The sequence below is a fragment of the Pontibacter sp. LHS2 genome (assembly GCF_058932845.1).
The window spans coordinates 337,805-353,706 of record NZ_JBZYWG010000004.1 but is presented as its reverse complement, the minus strand read 5'-3'; the positions used below and the strand labels follow the sequence as shown (position 1 = coordinate 353,706).

18 protein-coding genes are annotated in these 15,902 nt (G+C 49.5%); 6 read left to right on the top strand and 12 right to left on the bottom strand.

Going from position 1 to position 15,902, the window contains the following annotated elements:
* Positions 1 to 7: 7 nt before the first annotated feature.
* From AC5FX6_RS19430 to AC5FX6_RS19395, 8 genes are all read right to left on the bottom strand, one after another.
* Complete coding sequence (locus tag AC5FX6_RS19430; RefSeq protein ID WP_493598622.1) at positions 8 to 1,306, bottom strand: hemolysin family protein; 1,299 nt, start codon at positions 1,304 to 1,306, stop codon at positions 8 to 10.
* A 13-nt stretch (positions 1,307 to 1,319) separates the two neighbouring features.
* Complete coding sequence (locus AC5FX6_RS19425; RefSeq protein WP_155800937.1) at positions 1,320 to 1,493, bottom strand: hypothetical protein; 174 nt, start codon at positions 1,491 to 1,493, stop codon at positions 1,320 to 1,322.
* Entirely contained in the window at positions 1,493 to 2,029 is a 537-nt protein-coding gene (gene lptC, locus AC5FX6_RS19420) for an LPS export ABC transporter periplasmic protein LptC (RefSeq protein WP_493598621.1), read from the bottom strand. The genes AC5FX6_RS19425 and lptC overlap by 1 nt, the downstream gene beginning before the upstream one ends.
* 94 nt (positions 2,030 to 2,123) lie before the next feature.
* Positions 2,124 to 3,419: a BamG family beta-barrel-assembly machinery protein gene (gene bamG / locus AC5FX6_RS19415; protein WP_493598620.1), complete on the bottom strand. Its 1,296-nt coding sequence runs from the start codon at positions 3,417 to 3,419 to the stop codon at positions 2,124 to 2,126.
* Entirely contained in the window at positions 3,412 to 4,134 is a 723-nt protein-coding gene (locus AC5FX6_RS19410; RefSeq protein WP_493598619.1) for a type III pantothenate kinase, read from the bottom strand. Before AC5FX6_RS19410 ends, bamG begins: the two co-directional genes overlap by 8 nt.
* Before the next feature lie 3 nt (positions 4,135 to 4,137).
* Complete coding sequence (locus AC5FX6_RS19405) at positions 4,138 to 6,000, bottom strand: pseudouridine synthase (RefSeq protein WP_493598618.1); 1,863 nt, start codon at positions 5,998 to 6,000, stop codon at positions 4,138 to 4,140.
* A gap of 90 nt (positions 6,001 to 6,090) precedes the next feature.
* Positions 6,091 to 6,651, bottom strand: coding sequence for an SMC-Scp complex subunit ScpB (scpB, locus tag AC5FX6_RS19400; RefSeq protein WP_493598617.1), 561 nt, complete (start codon positions 6,649 to 6,651; stop codon positions 6,091 to 6,093).
* A 12-nt stretch (positions 6,652 to 6,663) separates the two neighbouring features.
* Complete coding sequence (locus AC5FX6_RS19395; protein ID WP_493598616.1) at positions 6,664 to 7,053, bottom strand: TraR/DksA family transcriptional regulator; 390 nt, start codon at positions 7,051 to 7,053, stop codon at positions 6,664 to 6,666.
* A gap of 344 nt (positions 7,054 to 7,397) precedes the next feature.
* On the opposite strand from AC5FX6_RS19395, the gene AC5FX6_RS19390 reads away from it, so the two are divergent.
* Positions 7,398 to 7,994, top strand: coding sequence for a DUF3575 domain-containing protein (locus AC5FX6_RS19390; protein ID WP_493598615.1), 597 nt, complete (start codon positions 7,398 to 7,400; stop codon positions 7,992 to 7,994).
* 85 nt (positions 7,995 to 8,079) lie between these two features.
* Here AC5FX6_RS19390 and ribH read toward each other — a convergent pair whose 3' ends face one another.
* From ribH to pdhA, 3 genes are all read right to left on the bottom strand, one after another.
* Positions 8,080 to 8,556 (bottom strand): 6,7-dimethyl-8-ribityllumazine synthase, encoded by a 477-nt coding sequence (gene ribH, locus AC5FX6_RS19385; protein ID WP_493598614.1) that lies wholly within the window; start codon positions 8,554 to 8,556, stop codon positions 8,080 to 8,082.
* A gap of 158 nt (positions 8,557 to 8,714) precedes the next feature.
* Positions 8,715 to 9,434, bottom strand: a complete 720-nt coding sequence (locus tag AC5FX6_RS19380) for a tetratricopeptide repeat protein (RefSeq protein ID WP_493598613.1) — start codon at positions 9,432 to 9,434, stop codon at positions 8,715 to 8,717.
* 117 nt (positions 9,435 to 9,551) lie between these two features.
* On the bottom strand, positions 9,552 to 10,598 hold the full coding sequence (gene pdhA / locus AC5FX6_RS19375) for a pyruvate dehydrogenase (acetyl-transferring) E1 component subunit alpha (RefSeq protein ID WP_299989856.1): 1,047 nt from the start codon (positions 10,596 to 10,598) through the stop codon (positions 9,552 to 9,554).
* Between the two features lie 132 nt (positions 10,599 to 10,730).
* Here pdhA and recF point away from each other — a divergent pair, with 132 nt between their 5' ends.
* The 5 genes from recF to AC5FX6_RS19350 all read left to right on the top strand — a co-directional run bounded on the left by recF (position 10,731) and on the right by AC5FX6_RS19350 (position 15,036).
* Entirely contained in the window at positions 10,731 to 11,837 is a 1,107-nt protein-coding gene (recF, locus tag AC5FX6_RS19370) for a DNA replication/repair protein RecF (protein ID WP_493598612.1), read from the top strand.
* Positions 11,838 to 11,885: 48 nt separating this feature from the next.
* Positions 11,886 to 12,209 (top strand): DciA family protein, encoded by a 324-nt coding sequence (locus tag AC5FX6_RS19365; RefSeq protein WP_188501016.1) that lies wholly within the window; start codon positions 11,886 to 11,888, stop codon positions 12,207 to 12,209.
* Between the two features lie 28 nt (positions 12,210 to 12,237).
* Entirely contained in the window at positions 12,238 to 12,894 is a 657-nt protein-coding gene (locus tag AC5FX6_RS19360; RefSeq protein WP_493598611.1) for a hypothetical protein, read from the top strand.
* A gap of 54 nt (positions 12,895 to 12,948) precedes the next feature.
* Positions 12,949 to 13,509 carry an acyl-CoA thioesterase gene (locus AC5FX6_RS19355; RefSeq protein WP_493598610.1) on the top strand — a complete coding sequence of 187 codons (561 nt, stop codon included), beginning with the start codon at positions 12,949 to 12,951 and terminating at the stop codon, positions 13,507 to 13,509.
* A gap of 147 nt (positions 13,510 to 13,656) precedes the next feature.
* Positions 13,657 to 15,036 (top strand): M28 family metallopeptidase, encoded by a 1,380-nt coding sequence (locus AC5FX6_RS19350; RefSeq protein WP_493598609.1) that lies wholly within the window; start codon positions 13,657 to 13,659, stop codon positions 15,034 to 15,036.
* A 76-nt stretch (positions 15,037 to 15,112) separates the two neighbouring features.
* Here AC5FX6_RS19350 and AC5FX6_RS19345 read toward each other — a convergent pair whose 3' ends face one another.
* A complete protein-coding gene (locus AC5FX6_RS19345; RefSeq protein WP_493598608.1) occupies positions 15,113 to 15,844 on the bottom strand; it encodes a head GIN domain-containing protein in 732 nt (243 codons plus the stop codon).
* Positions 15,845 to 15,902: the final 58 nt, after the last annotated feature.

Below are 15,902 nucleotides of genomic sequence, written 5' to 3'. Positions count from 1 at the left end.
CATCTGTTTAAAATACGCCATCTGCCTGTAAGTCTGGATCTTTGAAGAGCTTCACCGCATTGATGCGGTTATCGTCCATCGACAGGATCGTGATGGTGAAAGGCGATAGTTCAATCACCTCACCTGTCTTAGGGATCTCCCCCAACACCGAAAAAATAAGTCCTCCCAGGGTCTCGTAATCCCCTTCTGGTAAGTTGAGCTCGTACTTGTCGTTGAGGTAGTCAATCTCGTGACGGCCACTTAGCAGGTATAGGTACTTGGCCGGGAACACTTGCTCCAGCAGGGCTTCGTAGTCATATTCGTCCTGTATCTCGCCTACAATCTCCTCGATCACGTCTTCCACGGTTACTATACCGGATGTCCCGCCAAACTCATCTACCACCACGGCCACAGTGCGATGCTCGGTACCAAAGCGCAAAAACAACTCGCTGGCCAGCATGCTTTCCGGCACCAGGCTCACCGGCGACAGGATCTCGCGGATCTGGCTTGGCTGCTGGAACATGGCCAACTGGTGGCAGTAACCGATGATGTTGTCAATGGAGTCTTCGTATACCAGTATCTTGGAATGCCCTGTCTGGATAAAGGTGTCGCGCAGCACTTCTACCGGCTCGTTCACCTCGACTGCTTCCACCTCTGTGCGGGGCACCATGCATTCTTTCACACGCACTTTCTTAAACTCAAGCGCATTATGGAATATCTCCTGATCTACTTCAGGGGCCCCCTCCTCTACCGGGTGGTATAGCCTGTTTTTAATATAGGCATTCAGGTCCGTCACGCCAAATACCGGGTGCTCGTCCGAAAATTCGATCTTAAGTATCCGCTCGGCGATCCATTTACTGAGCCCCACCAGCACAACCACAACAGGGTATAGCAGGTAGTGCAGCACCACCATAGGTATAGCCAGCACATCCAGCATACGATTGGGGTTGATGGCAAAGAGGCTACGGGGCAGAAACTCGGCTGTGAGCAGTACGATAACCGAAGCGACCAGCACCTGCAACACCAGTATAAGCGGCGCTAATTGCAATGAGGCCGGCAAATAGGTCTGAAACAAGGTATAGAGTATACCTGCTATTAAGAAACCATATAAAACCAGCGAAATGACATAGCCAATCAGAGTGGTACCCATTAGTCGGGCAGGGTGACGCAACAGGTGCGTAAGAATGCGCCCGGAGAGCACGTTGTTTTTCTCGTCGAGCTCTATCTGCAGTTTATTCGCTGCCGTGAAAGCAATCTCTATACCTGAGAAAAAAGCACAGGCCAAGAGGGCAGCAAACAGTAATAGTATCTGGTCGGGGTCTATCATAAGATGTTACAGACTACTCTGTCTGTTTCTTCTTGCGGTAATGGTACACGATGTACAGCATAAAGCCGATCATGTAGATCCAGTAGTTTCCTGCTATATCTGATTCCTGAATGCTTCTGTGCACGCCAATGACCATAGCCACAAAAGCCAGGGACAGCAAAATAGTATTAACCAGTTTTTGGTTCATTATTCTTTCAGGCTGAATACGCCCGTTACTTTTTTGATTTTATAAACGCTAAAGTCTTGGTTCGCCTGCAGACCGTGCCCCATCAGGATTTCCTCGGGCGTCGTTATCTTCACAAACTTGTCTGTGTAGATCTCGGCTTTGCCTTTGTTCCAGTACAGTTCTTCGGTCTCCAGCTTTTCCTGTTTTTGCAGGTTGTGCACGATCACGTTGCCCCTTACCAGGTATAAGTCTTTGTTGCGCTCCTGCTTGCCGTAGTTGGCCCGCAGCGTGGAGGTCACAGCCTCTCCCTCTTCCAGAAATTCCACGTCAATACCGTCAGGAAAAACCATGTCTCCGTTCTCATAGTCTGCCTGCATAGGAGCCTGCAACCTGATGAGCACTTTGGCTGAGTCACTGTAGAGCGTCAGCACATTAGCTGTTTCCCTAAACGGTCCATCGTACTTCTTCTCCTGGTCCGGGTCTTTCAGCTCTGTTCCGCAGCTTGCTGTCAACATAACAAGTAGGGCAATCAGCACTGAAAAAATAGATCTCGGCATGCTTTTATACTTATCGAAAGTGAAGATACTAAAAATTAAAAAAGACCGTCAGTAGAACGGCCTGTTTTAATAATGCTTTTAAGGTCGGAATAGTTTACTCTACTCTACGTTTTACAAACCAACGGCTGTTAATGGTTACACCCGCGCCAAACTGAAAGTAATTCTCCTGAATCAGGCCATTGTCAATAGTACCTCTTTTGCCATAGCCCATCATGACATTAAGCATATAGGGTGGCTCAAAGTAATTTCCTCGTCCAATCGGAAAGGTCATGCCGCCTGTAACTGCCATGTCCTTGATGTTCTCGCCGTTGACCATGTAAGGGCTCTGTCCATAGCGAATACCGCCTCGGTACGTCACGCGTTTCAGGTAGTTATCAATGGCAGTTGGGTTCGGGGTATATTCTGCACCCAAACCTAGTTTATAACTTTGGCCCAGTTCCTGCTCTCCGTCCAGATTGCGGTATTTTGACCAGTCTTGCGTCATGAATTCTGTGCCGATCGTCAGGTTTGAGCCATTGTCATAGCTGATAGAGGCATTCAGACTCGCTGGAACATTGACAGAAGACTCCACACTGTCAGGCAACATCGGCGAGCCTTTCAGGGCATCACCCAGATCGCGACGCTCGTAGGCAGACTTACGCTTTGCATTTATGTCAGTGCCCAGTGCATATACCGCCCCTGCGCTCAGGAAAGCTTTGTCAGCAACTTTCTTGCGGTAATTAGCCCCCGCTCTGAACATGAAATCTGTATAACGGGTACGCTCTACATAGGCTACTCGCTCCAGCGAAGTGTTGCTGATCGATGTATCCGCTACAATAGAAGATGATTCCTGTGAGATAGTGCCAAACAGATATGAGGCACTCGCTCCTATTGTTAGTCCGTTCGTGATTCGGAAGCCGTTTCCGAAGTAAATCTCTGAAATGCCGCCCTCGCCGCTGTATTCGTTTATCACTACGGCCTCTTGCCTGTTAGGAAGTGAGCCCATGTTTCTGATGTTATACTCTACCGAACTGTATGGTCTTAGGCTAACGACAGAGCTCCAGCGCTTGGTAACAGGCACTCCCAGGGTCAAATAAGATAAGTTTGCATCGCCGTCGCGCTGCGACTGGGCAGCATTCTTGAGGGTTTTATACCTACCCGTTACTCCTACATCGAATACGGTGATGCTGTTGTAGTAAAGAAGTGCCGGGTTGGCAGTATTGGAATGGAAGCTGTTGCCTGTGCTTACGCCCACATCGCCCATGCCTGCCGTTCTTAAGTTACCTAAGTTTGTGTTGAGTTCTCCCAGTCCGTAACGGGAATAAGGCGAGTTACCAATGCTTTGCGCCTGCACGCCCTGCGCCAGGCACAGCACGGATGCGCAAATAAGTAAACGGAGCGTTTTATACATTATGTCTTAATATTCTTTGAAGTCCAATCAGGACCAGTTCAGGAATTACAAAGATGGGGTGTTTTATGGTACTTTCAAAAAATCCTGCGTCTCCTCCACAAAGTATAACCACCAGTTTATCTGATTTTTGGCGATATGTACTGATAATACCCGCTACTTCTGCCACCGTACCACCCAATACACCGCTCTCCAGCGACTCCTGCGTGGTCTGCCCTATCAAAGGAAAATTTTCATGGATTCCTTGTACTAACGGAAGGCGGCCTGTAAAATTATGCAGCGCTTTGAATTTCATCCGAATACCCGGCGCTATACCTCCTCCCTGATAATGACCGTGCTCATCAATGAAGTCGTACGTGATCGCCGTACCAGCATCGATGGTCAGGCAATTGCGGCCCGGAAAGAAATAATTTGCCGCGACAGCCGCTGCAATGCGGTCTACCCCGAGTGTCTCTGGGGTTTTGTAAGCATTAGAAACAGGCAGGGCTGTCTGCGCCGAAAGCAATACAATGCTTCCGGACACTGACAGCCCTGTCTTTATTTGCTCTACTGCACCACCACTCACCGAGGCAATAATGGCATTGTCAAAAGACTGGGAGACTACCTCTTGAGGCAATCCTTCCTGCTCCTTGAAATTACCCAGGGAAACAAGTGCATCTTCTTCGAAAATGCCGTATTTGCCGCCCGTATTCCCGATGTCAATGGCGATGCTGCGCATATATTACATGAAGTACTTCAAACGGATCACTTCTTTCTCAGAAAGGTAACGCCATTCGCTGCGTGGCAGGTCCTTCTTCGTAAGGCCAGCATACTGCACGCGATCCAGTGTCACTACTTCGTAACCGAGGTGCTCGAATATGCGGCGCACGATGCGGTTACGGCCAATGTGGATCTCCAGTCCAAGAAACTTCTTAGAGTCACCCAGCATAGCCACATCGTCTACCATCGCTTTGCCGTCTTCCAGTTCCACGCCTTCCACTACTTTCTGGAAGTCGTCTTTCGTGATTGGCTTGTCCAGCTCTACCTGGTATATCTTTTTGATCTCGTTTGATGGGTGCGTCAGCTTTTGGGCCAGTTCACCATCATTTGTGAAAAGCAGCAAACCAGTGGTATTGCGGTCCAGACGGCCAACCGGGAAGATACGCTCTTTCGAGGCTTTCTCCACGAGGCTCATTACTGTCTTGCGACCTTCCGGGTCTTCTGTTGTCGTGATGAAATCCTTTGGCTTGTTGAGCAGCACGTATACCATCTTCTCGCGGCTCAGCACTTTTTTGCCGTACGTTACCGTATCAGAAGGCTGTACCTTGAAGCCCATTTCAGTTACCGCTTCGCCATTCACTTTGATCTCGCCTGATAGAATCAGTTCATCCGCCTCACGACGGGAACACACGCCTGCATTAGCGATGTAACGGTTCAAACGGATGCTTCCGTCCTCGTCTTCGCCTTTGCGGTTGGTTTTCTTGATGCGCGGATTGTCCTTGTAGCGACGCAGGTCGTAGTTTGGCGTTTCCGGGTTGTGCTCTGAATCAGAGCTGCGGTCGTCGAAACTACGGCTACGGCGCTCTCCGTCCCCTTTGTTGAATTTGTCTTTGCGGTCAAATGATCTGCGCTCGCCTCCTTCGCGACGATCTCTATCGCCTCCGAAGCTGCGACGCTCGCCGCCTTCTCTGCGATCACCTCCGAAAGAGCGCTTTTCGCCACGGTCACCACCTTCACGACGGTCGCCGTAAGGCTTGCGCTCGCGGTCTCCGCCAAATGAACGGCCTTCGCCTGACTCTCTTCTATCACCGTATGGCTTTCTTTCGCCACCTTCTCGGCGATCACCATATGGTTTACGCTCTCTGTCACCACCGAAAGATCTGCGTTCTCCGCCTTCTCTACGGTCATTGCCATAAGAGCGGCGCTCGCCTCTTTCTTCACGGTTCTCACCGAATGAACGACGCTCGCCACCTTCTCTTTTGTCGCCTCCGAAAGATTTCCTTTCGCCACGCTCAGCGTCAAAGCGACGTTCACCGCCTTCTTTGCGATCACCGTATGATTTGCGTTCTCCACCTTCGTTGCGGTCACCATACGGCTTACGCTCACGGTCACCTCCAAAAGAGCGACGTTCGCCGCCTTCTCTGCGGTCACCTCCGAAAGAGCGCTTTTCACCACGGTCGCCACCTTCACGTCGGTCACCGAAGTTGCGGCGCTCACCGCGGTCTTCTCTCTGGCCACCTTCTCTGCGGTCGCCGTAAGGCTTGCGCTCGCGGTCTCCGCCAAATGAACGGCCATCGCCTGACTCTCTTCTATCACCATAAGGCTTTCTGTCGCCACCTTCGCGACGCTCTCTGTCGCCTCCGAAGCTGCGACGCTCGCCGCCTTCGCGGCGGTCACCGTATGGTTTGCGGTCTCCGCGGTCTTCTCTTCTATCGTTTCCGTAGGAGCGGCGCTCTCCGCCATCTCTTCCTTCGCCTTTATCTCTTCTGTTAAAGATTTTCTTTTCGCCGCGGTCGTTATACGGCCTGCCTGACTCGTTTCTGTCAGATGATCTTCTGCCCTCGCCGTCGTTGTCGCGGGATGGTCTTTCGTTTTCTGTTGCCATTGTCTAAATATTAACGATGCAGTATCGCTACTGTACCTTTGTGTGCAGTATATATAAGAATAGTATACTCTAATGAATGATGGGAGTTTTCTAATCGGCTATTTCGCCAATCATGTTTTCTTCTGAGGCGAAATCCTTCAGTTGTGGAAGGTCTTTGATGTGGTTAATACCGAAGTAGTCCATGAATTTCTGAGACGTGCCGTACAATACGGGTCTCCCAATGGTCTCGGCTTTACCCTTGATCTCGATAAGTTCTTTCTCTAATAGTTTGTGAATGGCGTAGTCACAGCCCACGCCACGGATTTGCTCTACAGCTGAGCGGGTGATCGGCTGCTTGTAGGCAATAATTGCCAGCGTCTCCAGAGAAGACGCTGACAATTTCTTTTTTGACTTATGCTTCAGATAGGTGCTCACCGTTTCCTGGTACTCCGGCTTGGTCAGGAACTGATAGCCTCCGCCGATGGCATATATCTGAAAAGCAAAACCTGCATCGGTCAGCTGCGCATTGATGTTTTCAACGGCTTCGAGCACGTCGCTTACCAGCACCTCCATTTGCAGCGATTCCGTAAGGCAGCGCTGTATCTCTTCGATGCTTATTGGCGATTGGGCACAAAAAACCAGTGCCTGAATGTGGTTTTGCAGTATATTCAAGGTATAAGTTTACTAGTCGTTACGCTGAAGCTTCGCTTCGATGGTATGTTGTGTATGCGGCACGGCACGCAGTCTCTCTTTCGGGATCAACTTGCCTGTCACGATACAAACACCGTAAGTGCCGTTTTTGATACGGATCAGCGCATTCTCCAACTGCTGGATGAACTTCATCTGACGTGAGGCCAGCTGGTTCAGGCTTTCCTTTTCCGCTGTATCCGCACCGTCTTCCAATACTTTAGTTGGAGAGGCTGTGTTATCAGTACCAGAGTCGTTCTTGCGGCTCAAGGTTTCTTTGATAAACGACACTTCCTTGCGTGCATTTGTCAGCTTCTCTTCAATGATTGCCGCAAACTCTGCCAATTCCTCACGGGAATACCGTTGTTTCTCTTCGTTTGTATTCATGATACTATCTTAGAACTAGGTTATAGTTTTTTGTCTGGTAAGCTAAAAAACCTCCCCCTTCAAGAGCTCCGCTCTCGTGGCTATCAACAGCAAAGGGTTAGATTTAGTTTAAAGCTTGAATTTTAAACCCAAAAACCGAACCACTCTGAGGTTCAGGTTATTATTTAAGCTAAATTTCGTGCAAAAATAGAAGTTATATCGATAACTTGCTACCCGCCTTCTTTATTTTAATTTTAATTTTGTCTTTCTGGTCTTTTATCCAGCTTACCGCAATAGTGGAATGGAACTTGCTTAAAGCCTAAAATCGATCAGACTATTTATACTCCGGATTATTTAATTCATATATGAAAAATAGAATAATACTTGCTTTTGCCGCTACGGCGCTCTTCTTCATTTCTTCACAGCATGCTTTCTCGCAGGCACAACAGCCTAAAAGAGCGGTTATTAAAGTTAATCCTTTGAGCGCTTTTGCACTTACGGGTTCCGGTTTTCTGGAATATGCCGTCACTGATAATCTGAGTGCTCAGCTTGGTGCTTCCGTAACAGGTGTCTCTATCTCTAATATAAAGTTTAGAGGCTATGCCTTCACTCCTGAGGTGCGGTATTACTTCTCCGAAAATAAAGTCGCTCCCATGGGGCCATATGTGGCAGGTTATGGTCGCATCCAAAATTTTAAGCTAACAGTAGGAAAGCAGGACCAGGAAGGGCGTGACTACAGCGCTACTTATGCTCCGGTAGGCGCAGGTGTGGCAATAGGTAACCAATGGATTTTTAACAGCGGCTTTAGCTTAGATTTATTTTTAGGTGCTGGTTATAATGGTGGTAGTCTTAAAGTGAACGTTGGCACTGAAGAAGATTTTGACACAGGTATTATCGGCGATATGATTCTGGGAGGCGGTTTTGCTGTTCGACCAGGTTTAACCATCGGTTATAATTTTTAATCCCTATACCTGCCATTTAAGTAAATAAAAGAGGCTCCTGCTTAATAGCAGGAGCCTCTTTTTGTGCCTTCCTATACCTGAGTCATTAGAAGCTCAGCATGTGAATAACTGCTGCAGCAGCCTCTACACCTTTGTTACCGTGCTTGCCACCGGCTCTATCCAGCGCCTGCTCCAGGTTGTTAGTGGTAACCAGGCCAAATGAAACCGGCTTGTTAAACTTAAGTGAGACATTCGTCAGGCCATTGGCCACTGCATGATTAATGTAGTCATCATGCTTTGTATCACCCTTGATCACGACCCCAATGCAGATCACTGCATCGATCTCCTCCTGTATGGCCAGGAATTGCGCGCCCAGTGTTAGCTCGAAGCTACCAGGCACCGTGTTGCGGAAAATATTCTCCTTCTTAGCACCATGCTGCAACAGTGTCTCAATGGCGCCCGCACACAGCACATCGGTGATTTCACTGTGCCAATCGGCCACTACAATACCAAATTTCTTATCAGATATATCGCCGAAGCCCTCTTTCTTGTAGTCGTTCAGGTTTTTAAGAGAAGTAGCCATATGATTAATTGTTGATGGTTAAATGGTTGATAGTTGAGCTCGCAGGTAGAAATACCAAGTATAGGGCTGCTGCTCCCCGCTCACGAACTTAAAAAAAGAAGCGCTTTTGTCGGGTTGACAAAAGCGCTTTTTATTTCAAGGCATTAGCCTGTCAGATCTTAATTTGCAGCTGCACCGGACATTGCCTCAGCGCGTGCTTTAAACTTTTTGGCATCCGTTACTTCAGACGATGTTACAAAATCCTTGATGATCTTGTCATACATGTTTGCGGCAGCCTTAAAGTCGTTGGCAGCTTCGTAAGCTACGGCAGCCTTCATCAGGTACTGAGGCGAGAAGTATGGGTTGCTGTTGTGGTTAGCGGCTTTGTTATACAGGTCAGCTGCTTCCTTGTACTTGCCCTGCTCAGAAAGTGCATCGCCTGTTAAGCTGTAAGCACGTGCCTGCAGCAGGTAGTCGTCAGACTTGAAGTCTTCCAGGTGCGACTGGGCCTCAGCATAGCTTCCTTGCTTAAGCAAAGCAACACCAGCATAGAATTTAGCCAGATTGCCTGCTTCAGTTCCACTGTACTCGTCTGCTATACTCAACAAACCATCGTACTGGCCGTCGCCGTTCAGTGCTTTGTTCAAAGAGTCTGCTTCGAAATAATACACTGCCTGGAACATGGCTTCGTGCGCCTCCTGGTTCTGGGTAGTGCGGTGGTTATAATACAGGAAACCTGCAACAATAATAGCGGCAATGGCGGCAAACACACCGAGCAGCTTGGTTTTATTTTTCTTCACGAAATCCTCAGAACCCGTTGTCAGGCGCTCTGCCAACGCATCCGGATTTTCTACCAGCTCCTCAAACTCGCTGTGCTTCTGTACTGTCTCTTTTGCCATCAGTTTAATTGAAATAAGAACTCAAAAATAGAAATTAAAAGCAATTCGTTCCAAATCTCGTAAGATCAGAACATCAAATTTATGTTTTTTAATTCCTAATCCTTAATTATTTAAAATTTAGTCCATTATGTATGGATAGTCCGGCTCCACGTAAATGTCGGTGTACAGCTCAGACGGGTCCGGGTATGGAGACTCTTCGGCAAACTTCACGGCCTCGGCTACGATCTGCTTCTGCTTCTCGTCGATCTCGTCCAGTTCCTCTTCTGTCGCCCAGCCATTTTTCAGGATAGTCGCTTTTACAGATTCGATGGAGTCTCGGCCTTTGTAGTCTTCCAGTTCTTCTTTCGTTCTATACTTGGCAGGGTCAGACATAGAGTGACCTTTGTAGCGGTATGTCTTGAACTCGAGCAAAGTAGGTCCTTCGCCGGCACGGGCACGCTCAGCAGCTTTCGCCACGGCATTGTGCACGTTCTCCACGCTCATGGCCTCTACCGGCTCAGATGGCATTTCGTAGGCATGACCCAGTTTATACAGGTCGTTTACGTTAGAAGTACGCGTTACCGAAGTACCCATCGCATAGCCGTTGTTCTCGATCACGAAGATCACAGGCAGCTTCCAGGTCATGGCCATGTTCAAGGCCTCGTGGAAAGCACCCTGGCGCACTGCACCATCACCCATGTAGCAGATGCACAGCTTGCCGGTCTTGTTATACTTCTCAGCGAAGGCCAAACCTGCGCCCAGTGGTACCTGACCACCTACGATACCGTGACCGCCAACAAAGTTTACTTCTTTGTCGAACATGTGCATCGAGCCACCTTTGCCCTTAGAGCAACCGGTTGCTTTTGCAAACATTTCGGCCATTACAGCGCCTGGTGATGTACCAAGGGCCAGTGGGTGGGCGTGGTCACGGTAAGCAGTGATCCACTTGTCGCCTTTCTCAAGAGCCGTTACAGCACCTGCCACACAGGCTTCCTGGCCGATGTACAGGTGACAAAAGCCTTTGATTTTCTGCTGGCCATAGAGCTGGCCTGTTTTTTCTTCGAAGCGGCGGATGAGTTTCATCGACTCGTACCACCACATGTAAGTCTCTTTTGAAAATGTTGGTTCAGCCTGTACCTTTGCTTTCTGCGACTTCGCTTTTGCCTTTTCTTTCGTATCAGCCATGGGTATTTGTGTATCGTTATTGTTGTCCGTACAGCTTTTTTAGCGAGATTCGGGCCTCAATGGACGGCAAATCAGGCTACTGTCGGGTTTTAGCTTGCGAAATTAAGGAAAAAGTAATCAAAGAAGAAACTAATGCTCCTCGAAAATCTAAGTCTGCTGTTTTTCAAGAACTACGACGAAGCTAACATTAGTTTCTCGCCGCACATCAATTGCTTTATCGGCGACAACGGCAGCGGCAAAACCAACCTGCTCGACGCCATCCATTACCTCTCCATGACCCGCAGCGCTTTCAACAGTTCCGATGCCCTCAATATCAAGCAGGGCGAGGAGTATTTTATGGTGAAAGGCCGTTTTAAGATAGAAAGTGAGAAGCATACTGTGACCTGCAGCCTGAAACAGGGCCAGAAGAAGACAGTCGTACACAATAAGGTGGCTTATGAGAAAATGAGTGACCATATCGGCCGCTTCCCGGTGGTGCTTATCTCGCCTTATGATACCGATTTGATCCGGGAAGGCAGCGAAGAGCGCCGTAAGTATTTCGATAGCCTGATCTCGCAGCTCAACCATAGCTACCTGGAGCAGCTTATCCAATACAATTACATCCTCAAGCAGCGCAACTCCCTGCTCAAGCAGTTTGCCGAGCGCCGCTACTTCGACCGCGACTACCTGCACATCCTTAACGAACAACTGGTGCCGCTGGGCGAGCAACTGGCGCAGGAGCGTATGGATTTCCTGAAGACCTTCGAACCCGTGTTTCAGAAGCACTACCGCCACATATCCGACAGCAGTGAAACGGTCACGCTCACTTATAAAAGCCAGCTGCCCAGCGCTAACTTCGCTACTTTGCTGGAGCAGGCTGAGCAGAAGGACCGTGCCCTGCAGCGCACTACCGTGGGTACGCACAAAGACGACTTCGTTTTCCTGATGGACGGCAACCCCGTTAAGAGCTTCGGCTCGCAAGGCCAGCAGAAAAGCTATGTGATTGCCCTGAAGCTGGCACACTTCGAGGTAATGGACGAGCGCCAGCACCACAAGCCTCTCCTCCTCCTCGACGATATCTTCGACCGCCTTGATGAGAAGCGCATCACCAAGCTCATGCAAATGGTAGCCGCCCATACCTTCGGCCAGATTTTCCTGACTGATACGCACCTGGAGCGAACAGACAAAATACTCGAGAACCTGTCGGAAAGTATCCGTAGATTTGATGTAAAGGAAGGAACGGTGAAATTGATTGCTTAATTTTGCATCTCTGATTCACTCAACCACTCATTCAAAAACCAACCACCCGTGCGCTACTACAAGAAGAAAGAGGAGATTGCGAAGCGAAAGGCTGACGTGCAGACCATCGGCGACAGCATCAAGGGTTTGCTGAAGGCCTACCGGCTGCAGGGCAAGCTCAATGAAGTGGATCTGGTGCAGCGCTGGGAGCAGATCATGGGCAAACCCATTGCCATGAAAACCAAAGAGCTTTATTTCCGTGATCAGAAACTGTTTGTTCGCCTCACCTCTGCCCCACTTAAGCATGAACTCAACATGTCGAAAAGCAAAGTGGTTGAACTCCTTAACCGCGCCATGGGCGACGAAGTGGTAAAAGAAGTAGTATTTTTGTAGGCGCTATACCTGACCTGCTGCATTCTTTATGAGAAACCTTGTGTTTTTGATCCCTTCGGTGCTCTGCCTGAGCATGGGTATGGGCTGTGAGCAAAGCAAACGGGGCTTAACAGAGGCCAACGGCATTACAATCGAGTCCGCAGAAGAAACAATAGAGGAAACACCTGTTGTAGCCGCTTCAACTGAAACCGAACCTGAGAAATGGACTTCAGCTGAGGGTGCTATCACTGCATGTGAGGAAAGAGACGAGGACAATCCTGGCTCCGAAGATCCGATCATTGTCAGAACCTGCACTTACAAAAATTACAGATCGGTGGCCACTGCCATGCCCGATTACAAAGGCCGTTATACCTGGGAGTATACACTATTCAAGATGGAAAATGGTGAATATATGCCGATAGACAATGCCTCGTTGTTCAACCAAAATCGAGACGCCCTGCTCAGGCAAGTGAACCAGCGGATTCAGGCGGAATACCACCTCTTCTCAAGCGATCCTGACTTCACCGACTGTTTTGGCATGGTAGAGTCTATACCTGAGTTTGGTTTTGATGAGCTGAACATTGGTTTTGAGGATGATCAGCTGGTATTTCACGCATCACTAGGTTTACCTGAAGTGTGCCTCACTATAGATGGCGCTTCCGTTTATTTTAAGCTTTCCGAAGTAACACCCTATTTGCAGCAGTAGTATACCCCTCTTGCGCCAGCCCCGTATACCTTGCCAGAACACTTAAAACTGCATATGGCTATACCTGCATTCCGTCCTGTTTCCTACTCCCGCACCACCCTGACTGAACTGATGATCCCGAGCTATGCCAACTTCGGAGGCAAGATACACGGGGGCATCCTACTCTCGCTTATGGACAAGGTGGCTTATGCCTGCTCTGCCAAACATGCCGGCAATTACTGTGTGACCGTAACAGTGGATGGCGTGCATTTTCTGCAGCCTGTCGAGGTAGGTGAACTGGTGTCGCTGCTGGCCTCTGTGAACTACGTGGGCAACACCTCGCTCATGGTAGGTATAAAAGTGATCGCCGAAAACGTGAAAACAGGTATAGTCAAGCATACCAACACCTCCTACTTTACCATGGTGGCCAAAGGTGACGACGATAAACCGACACAGGTGCCTGGACTCACACTGGAGAGCCGCGAGGATGCCCGCCGTTTTCTGGAAGCTATTAAACGCCGTGAACTGGCACAGCGCTACCAGACGGAGCTTGCCGAGGCAAAACACGGAATCGCCGTAGAAGCAGAACTCTATAAGCTTGAGGGAGAGCGTTGTCATTTAGCTTACACGCTGTAGGCTAGCTGGAGAGACTTTCACTTTTCTGCTATACCTGTGCTCACTTGGGCTTTGAAGTGGCTTTTCTTTTCATTCTTTACTGAAGGTGCTTATATTTAGAATCTAAATCTAAACGAACGAGCACTTTATCGACCTCACCTAACACAAATGACTTACAAAACAAAGTTCACCCGACTGCTGGCACTCTGCATGCTGGCAGGGCTATACCTTACCCAAACCGTGGCGGCGCAGGCACCAGCCACGCATGACGAAGAAATTCAGAAAATGGTCGGCGAAGTGTCGGCAGACAACCTGCGGGCACTCGTCGAGAAAATGGTTTCGTTTGAAACCCGCCACTCCCTGAGCTCTACCACTGACAAGAAAAGAGGTATAGGCGCGGCCCGCGAATGGGTAAAGTCGGAATTTGAGAAATACGCCAAAGCCTCCAATGGCCGCATGACCGTGGACATGGACCGCTACACCGTAAAAGCTGACGGCCGCCGCATACCGCAGGACGTGGAAATGGCCAACGTAGTCGCTACGCTCAAAGGCTCCGACCCGAACGATAACCGCGTGATCATTGTGGCAGGCCACCTTGACTCCCGCGCTACCGATGTAATGGATGCCAAAAGCAAAGCGCCCGGTGCCAATGATGACGCTTCTGGCGTAGCCATTGTAATGGAAATGGCCCGTGTAATGGCTTCACGTCAGTTCCCGGCTACCTTGGTATTTGTGGCATTTCAGGGAGAAGAGCAGGGCCTGTATGGCTCCCGCCACATGGCTGAGCGTGTAAAGAAAGAAGGCTGGAACCTGGTAGCGGTGCTCAACAACGATATTGTGGGCAACTCTTACTCCGCCGAGATGGGCATCCACGACAACACCCGCGTGCGTGTGTTCAGCGAAGCTACTCCTTCCAACGAAACCGAAGAACAGGCTCGCCTGCGTCGTACCCTGGGCTCTGAAAACGATGGCCCAAGCCGCAACCTGGCCCGCTACATGAAAATGACCGGCGAGGCTTACGTCGACCAGATCGAGGTGGTGCTCGGCTATCGCCCCGACCGCTTCCTGCGTGGTGGTGACCACACACCGTTTAACCAGCAGGGCTATGCCGCTGTGCGCATGAGCGAGATGAACGAGGACTTTGACCATCAGCACCAGGATGTGCGCAAAGAGAACGGCAAGCAGTACGGTGACCTGACAGAGTTTATGGACTTTGAGTACCTGCGCAAGAACACGGCTGTGAACCTGGCTACGATGGCAAACCTGGGCCGTGCGCCGCATGCCCCTGAAAAAGTAGGCGTGCTCACCGCCAACCTGACCAACAAAACCGACCTGAAGTGGGATGCCCCGGCAAAGGGCAAAAAACCAGCAGGCTACTATATCCTGATGCGTGAAACCAGCAGCCAGAACTGGGATAAGAAGTTTTTTGTGAAAGACACGAAAGTGACGCTGCCTTACTCGAAAGACAACTATTTCTTTGCCGTACAGGCCACAGACGAGCTAGGCCATACCAGTCTGCCAGTACTGCCGGTACCTGTGCGCGAGTAGGCTTGAACAAGTTCAAGCATAAAAAAAGGGCAACCCAGCGGGCTGCCCTTTTCTGCTTTATATGCGATGTATTCTCTTACATTTTAGAAATTTTGGCTGCAGCCGATACGTTGGACGACACACTAGGGTCACCTTTATAAGCCACTTTGGTGGCTCCTGAAGCATTCACGCTCAGTTCATTTTTGGCAAACACCTTCACATTGCTGGCACCACTGGCATCCAGGTACACGGTTTTGGCTTCCAGCTCAGCTGCGTCTACTTTAGAAGATCCAGACATATCCATGCGCATTTCGTCAGCACGGCCGCTTAGCATCACCTTACTGGCACCGCTCATGTTGGCAGTCAGCTTTTTGGTGTTCAGCGCCAGCGTCACTTTAGAACCGCCACTCAGGTCCATTTTAAATGCATCCGCTTTAAAGGTAGAGTTGCCTGTTACTTTCACACCACCGCTTATGTCTAGCATGTTCAGCTCCTTGATCGAAACATATGCCTTCAGTCCTTTATTGGTGCTGATGTTGTCTGATGTATAGATGTGGAGCACGCCATTCTTCACTTCTGTCTTGATACTGTTGAGCAGGTTCTCCTGCGCCTCGATGCGTACGCCCTCTTTGCCGCTTTGGGTCACTTCCACCGCAAAGCCGCCGCTCACATCGATCCCTTTGAAACCTGATACCGCTCTGTTTTGTGAAATGGGCTCTCCTTCGCCTTTCAGGTTGCGACGATCCTGTGCTGTCGCCATCAGGCTAGTCAGCATGAAAGCCATTACGAAAACAGAGGCAAGCGTTTTGTAGATGTTGATGGTGTTCATAGTTTTATTTTGTTTGATGATTTCTGGTTAAAAGTGCATTGGATCAGCAGCAGACTGC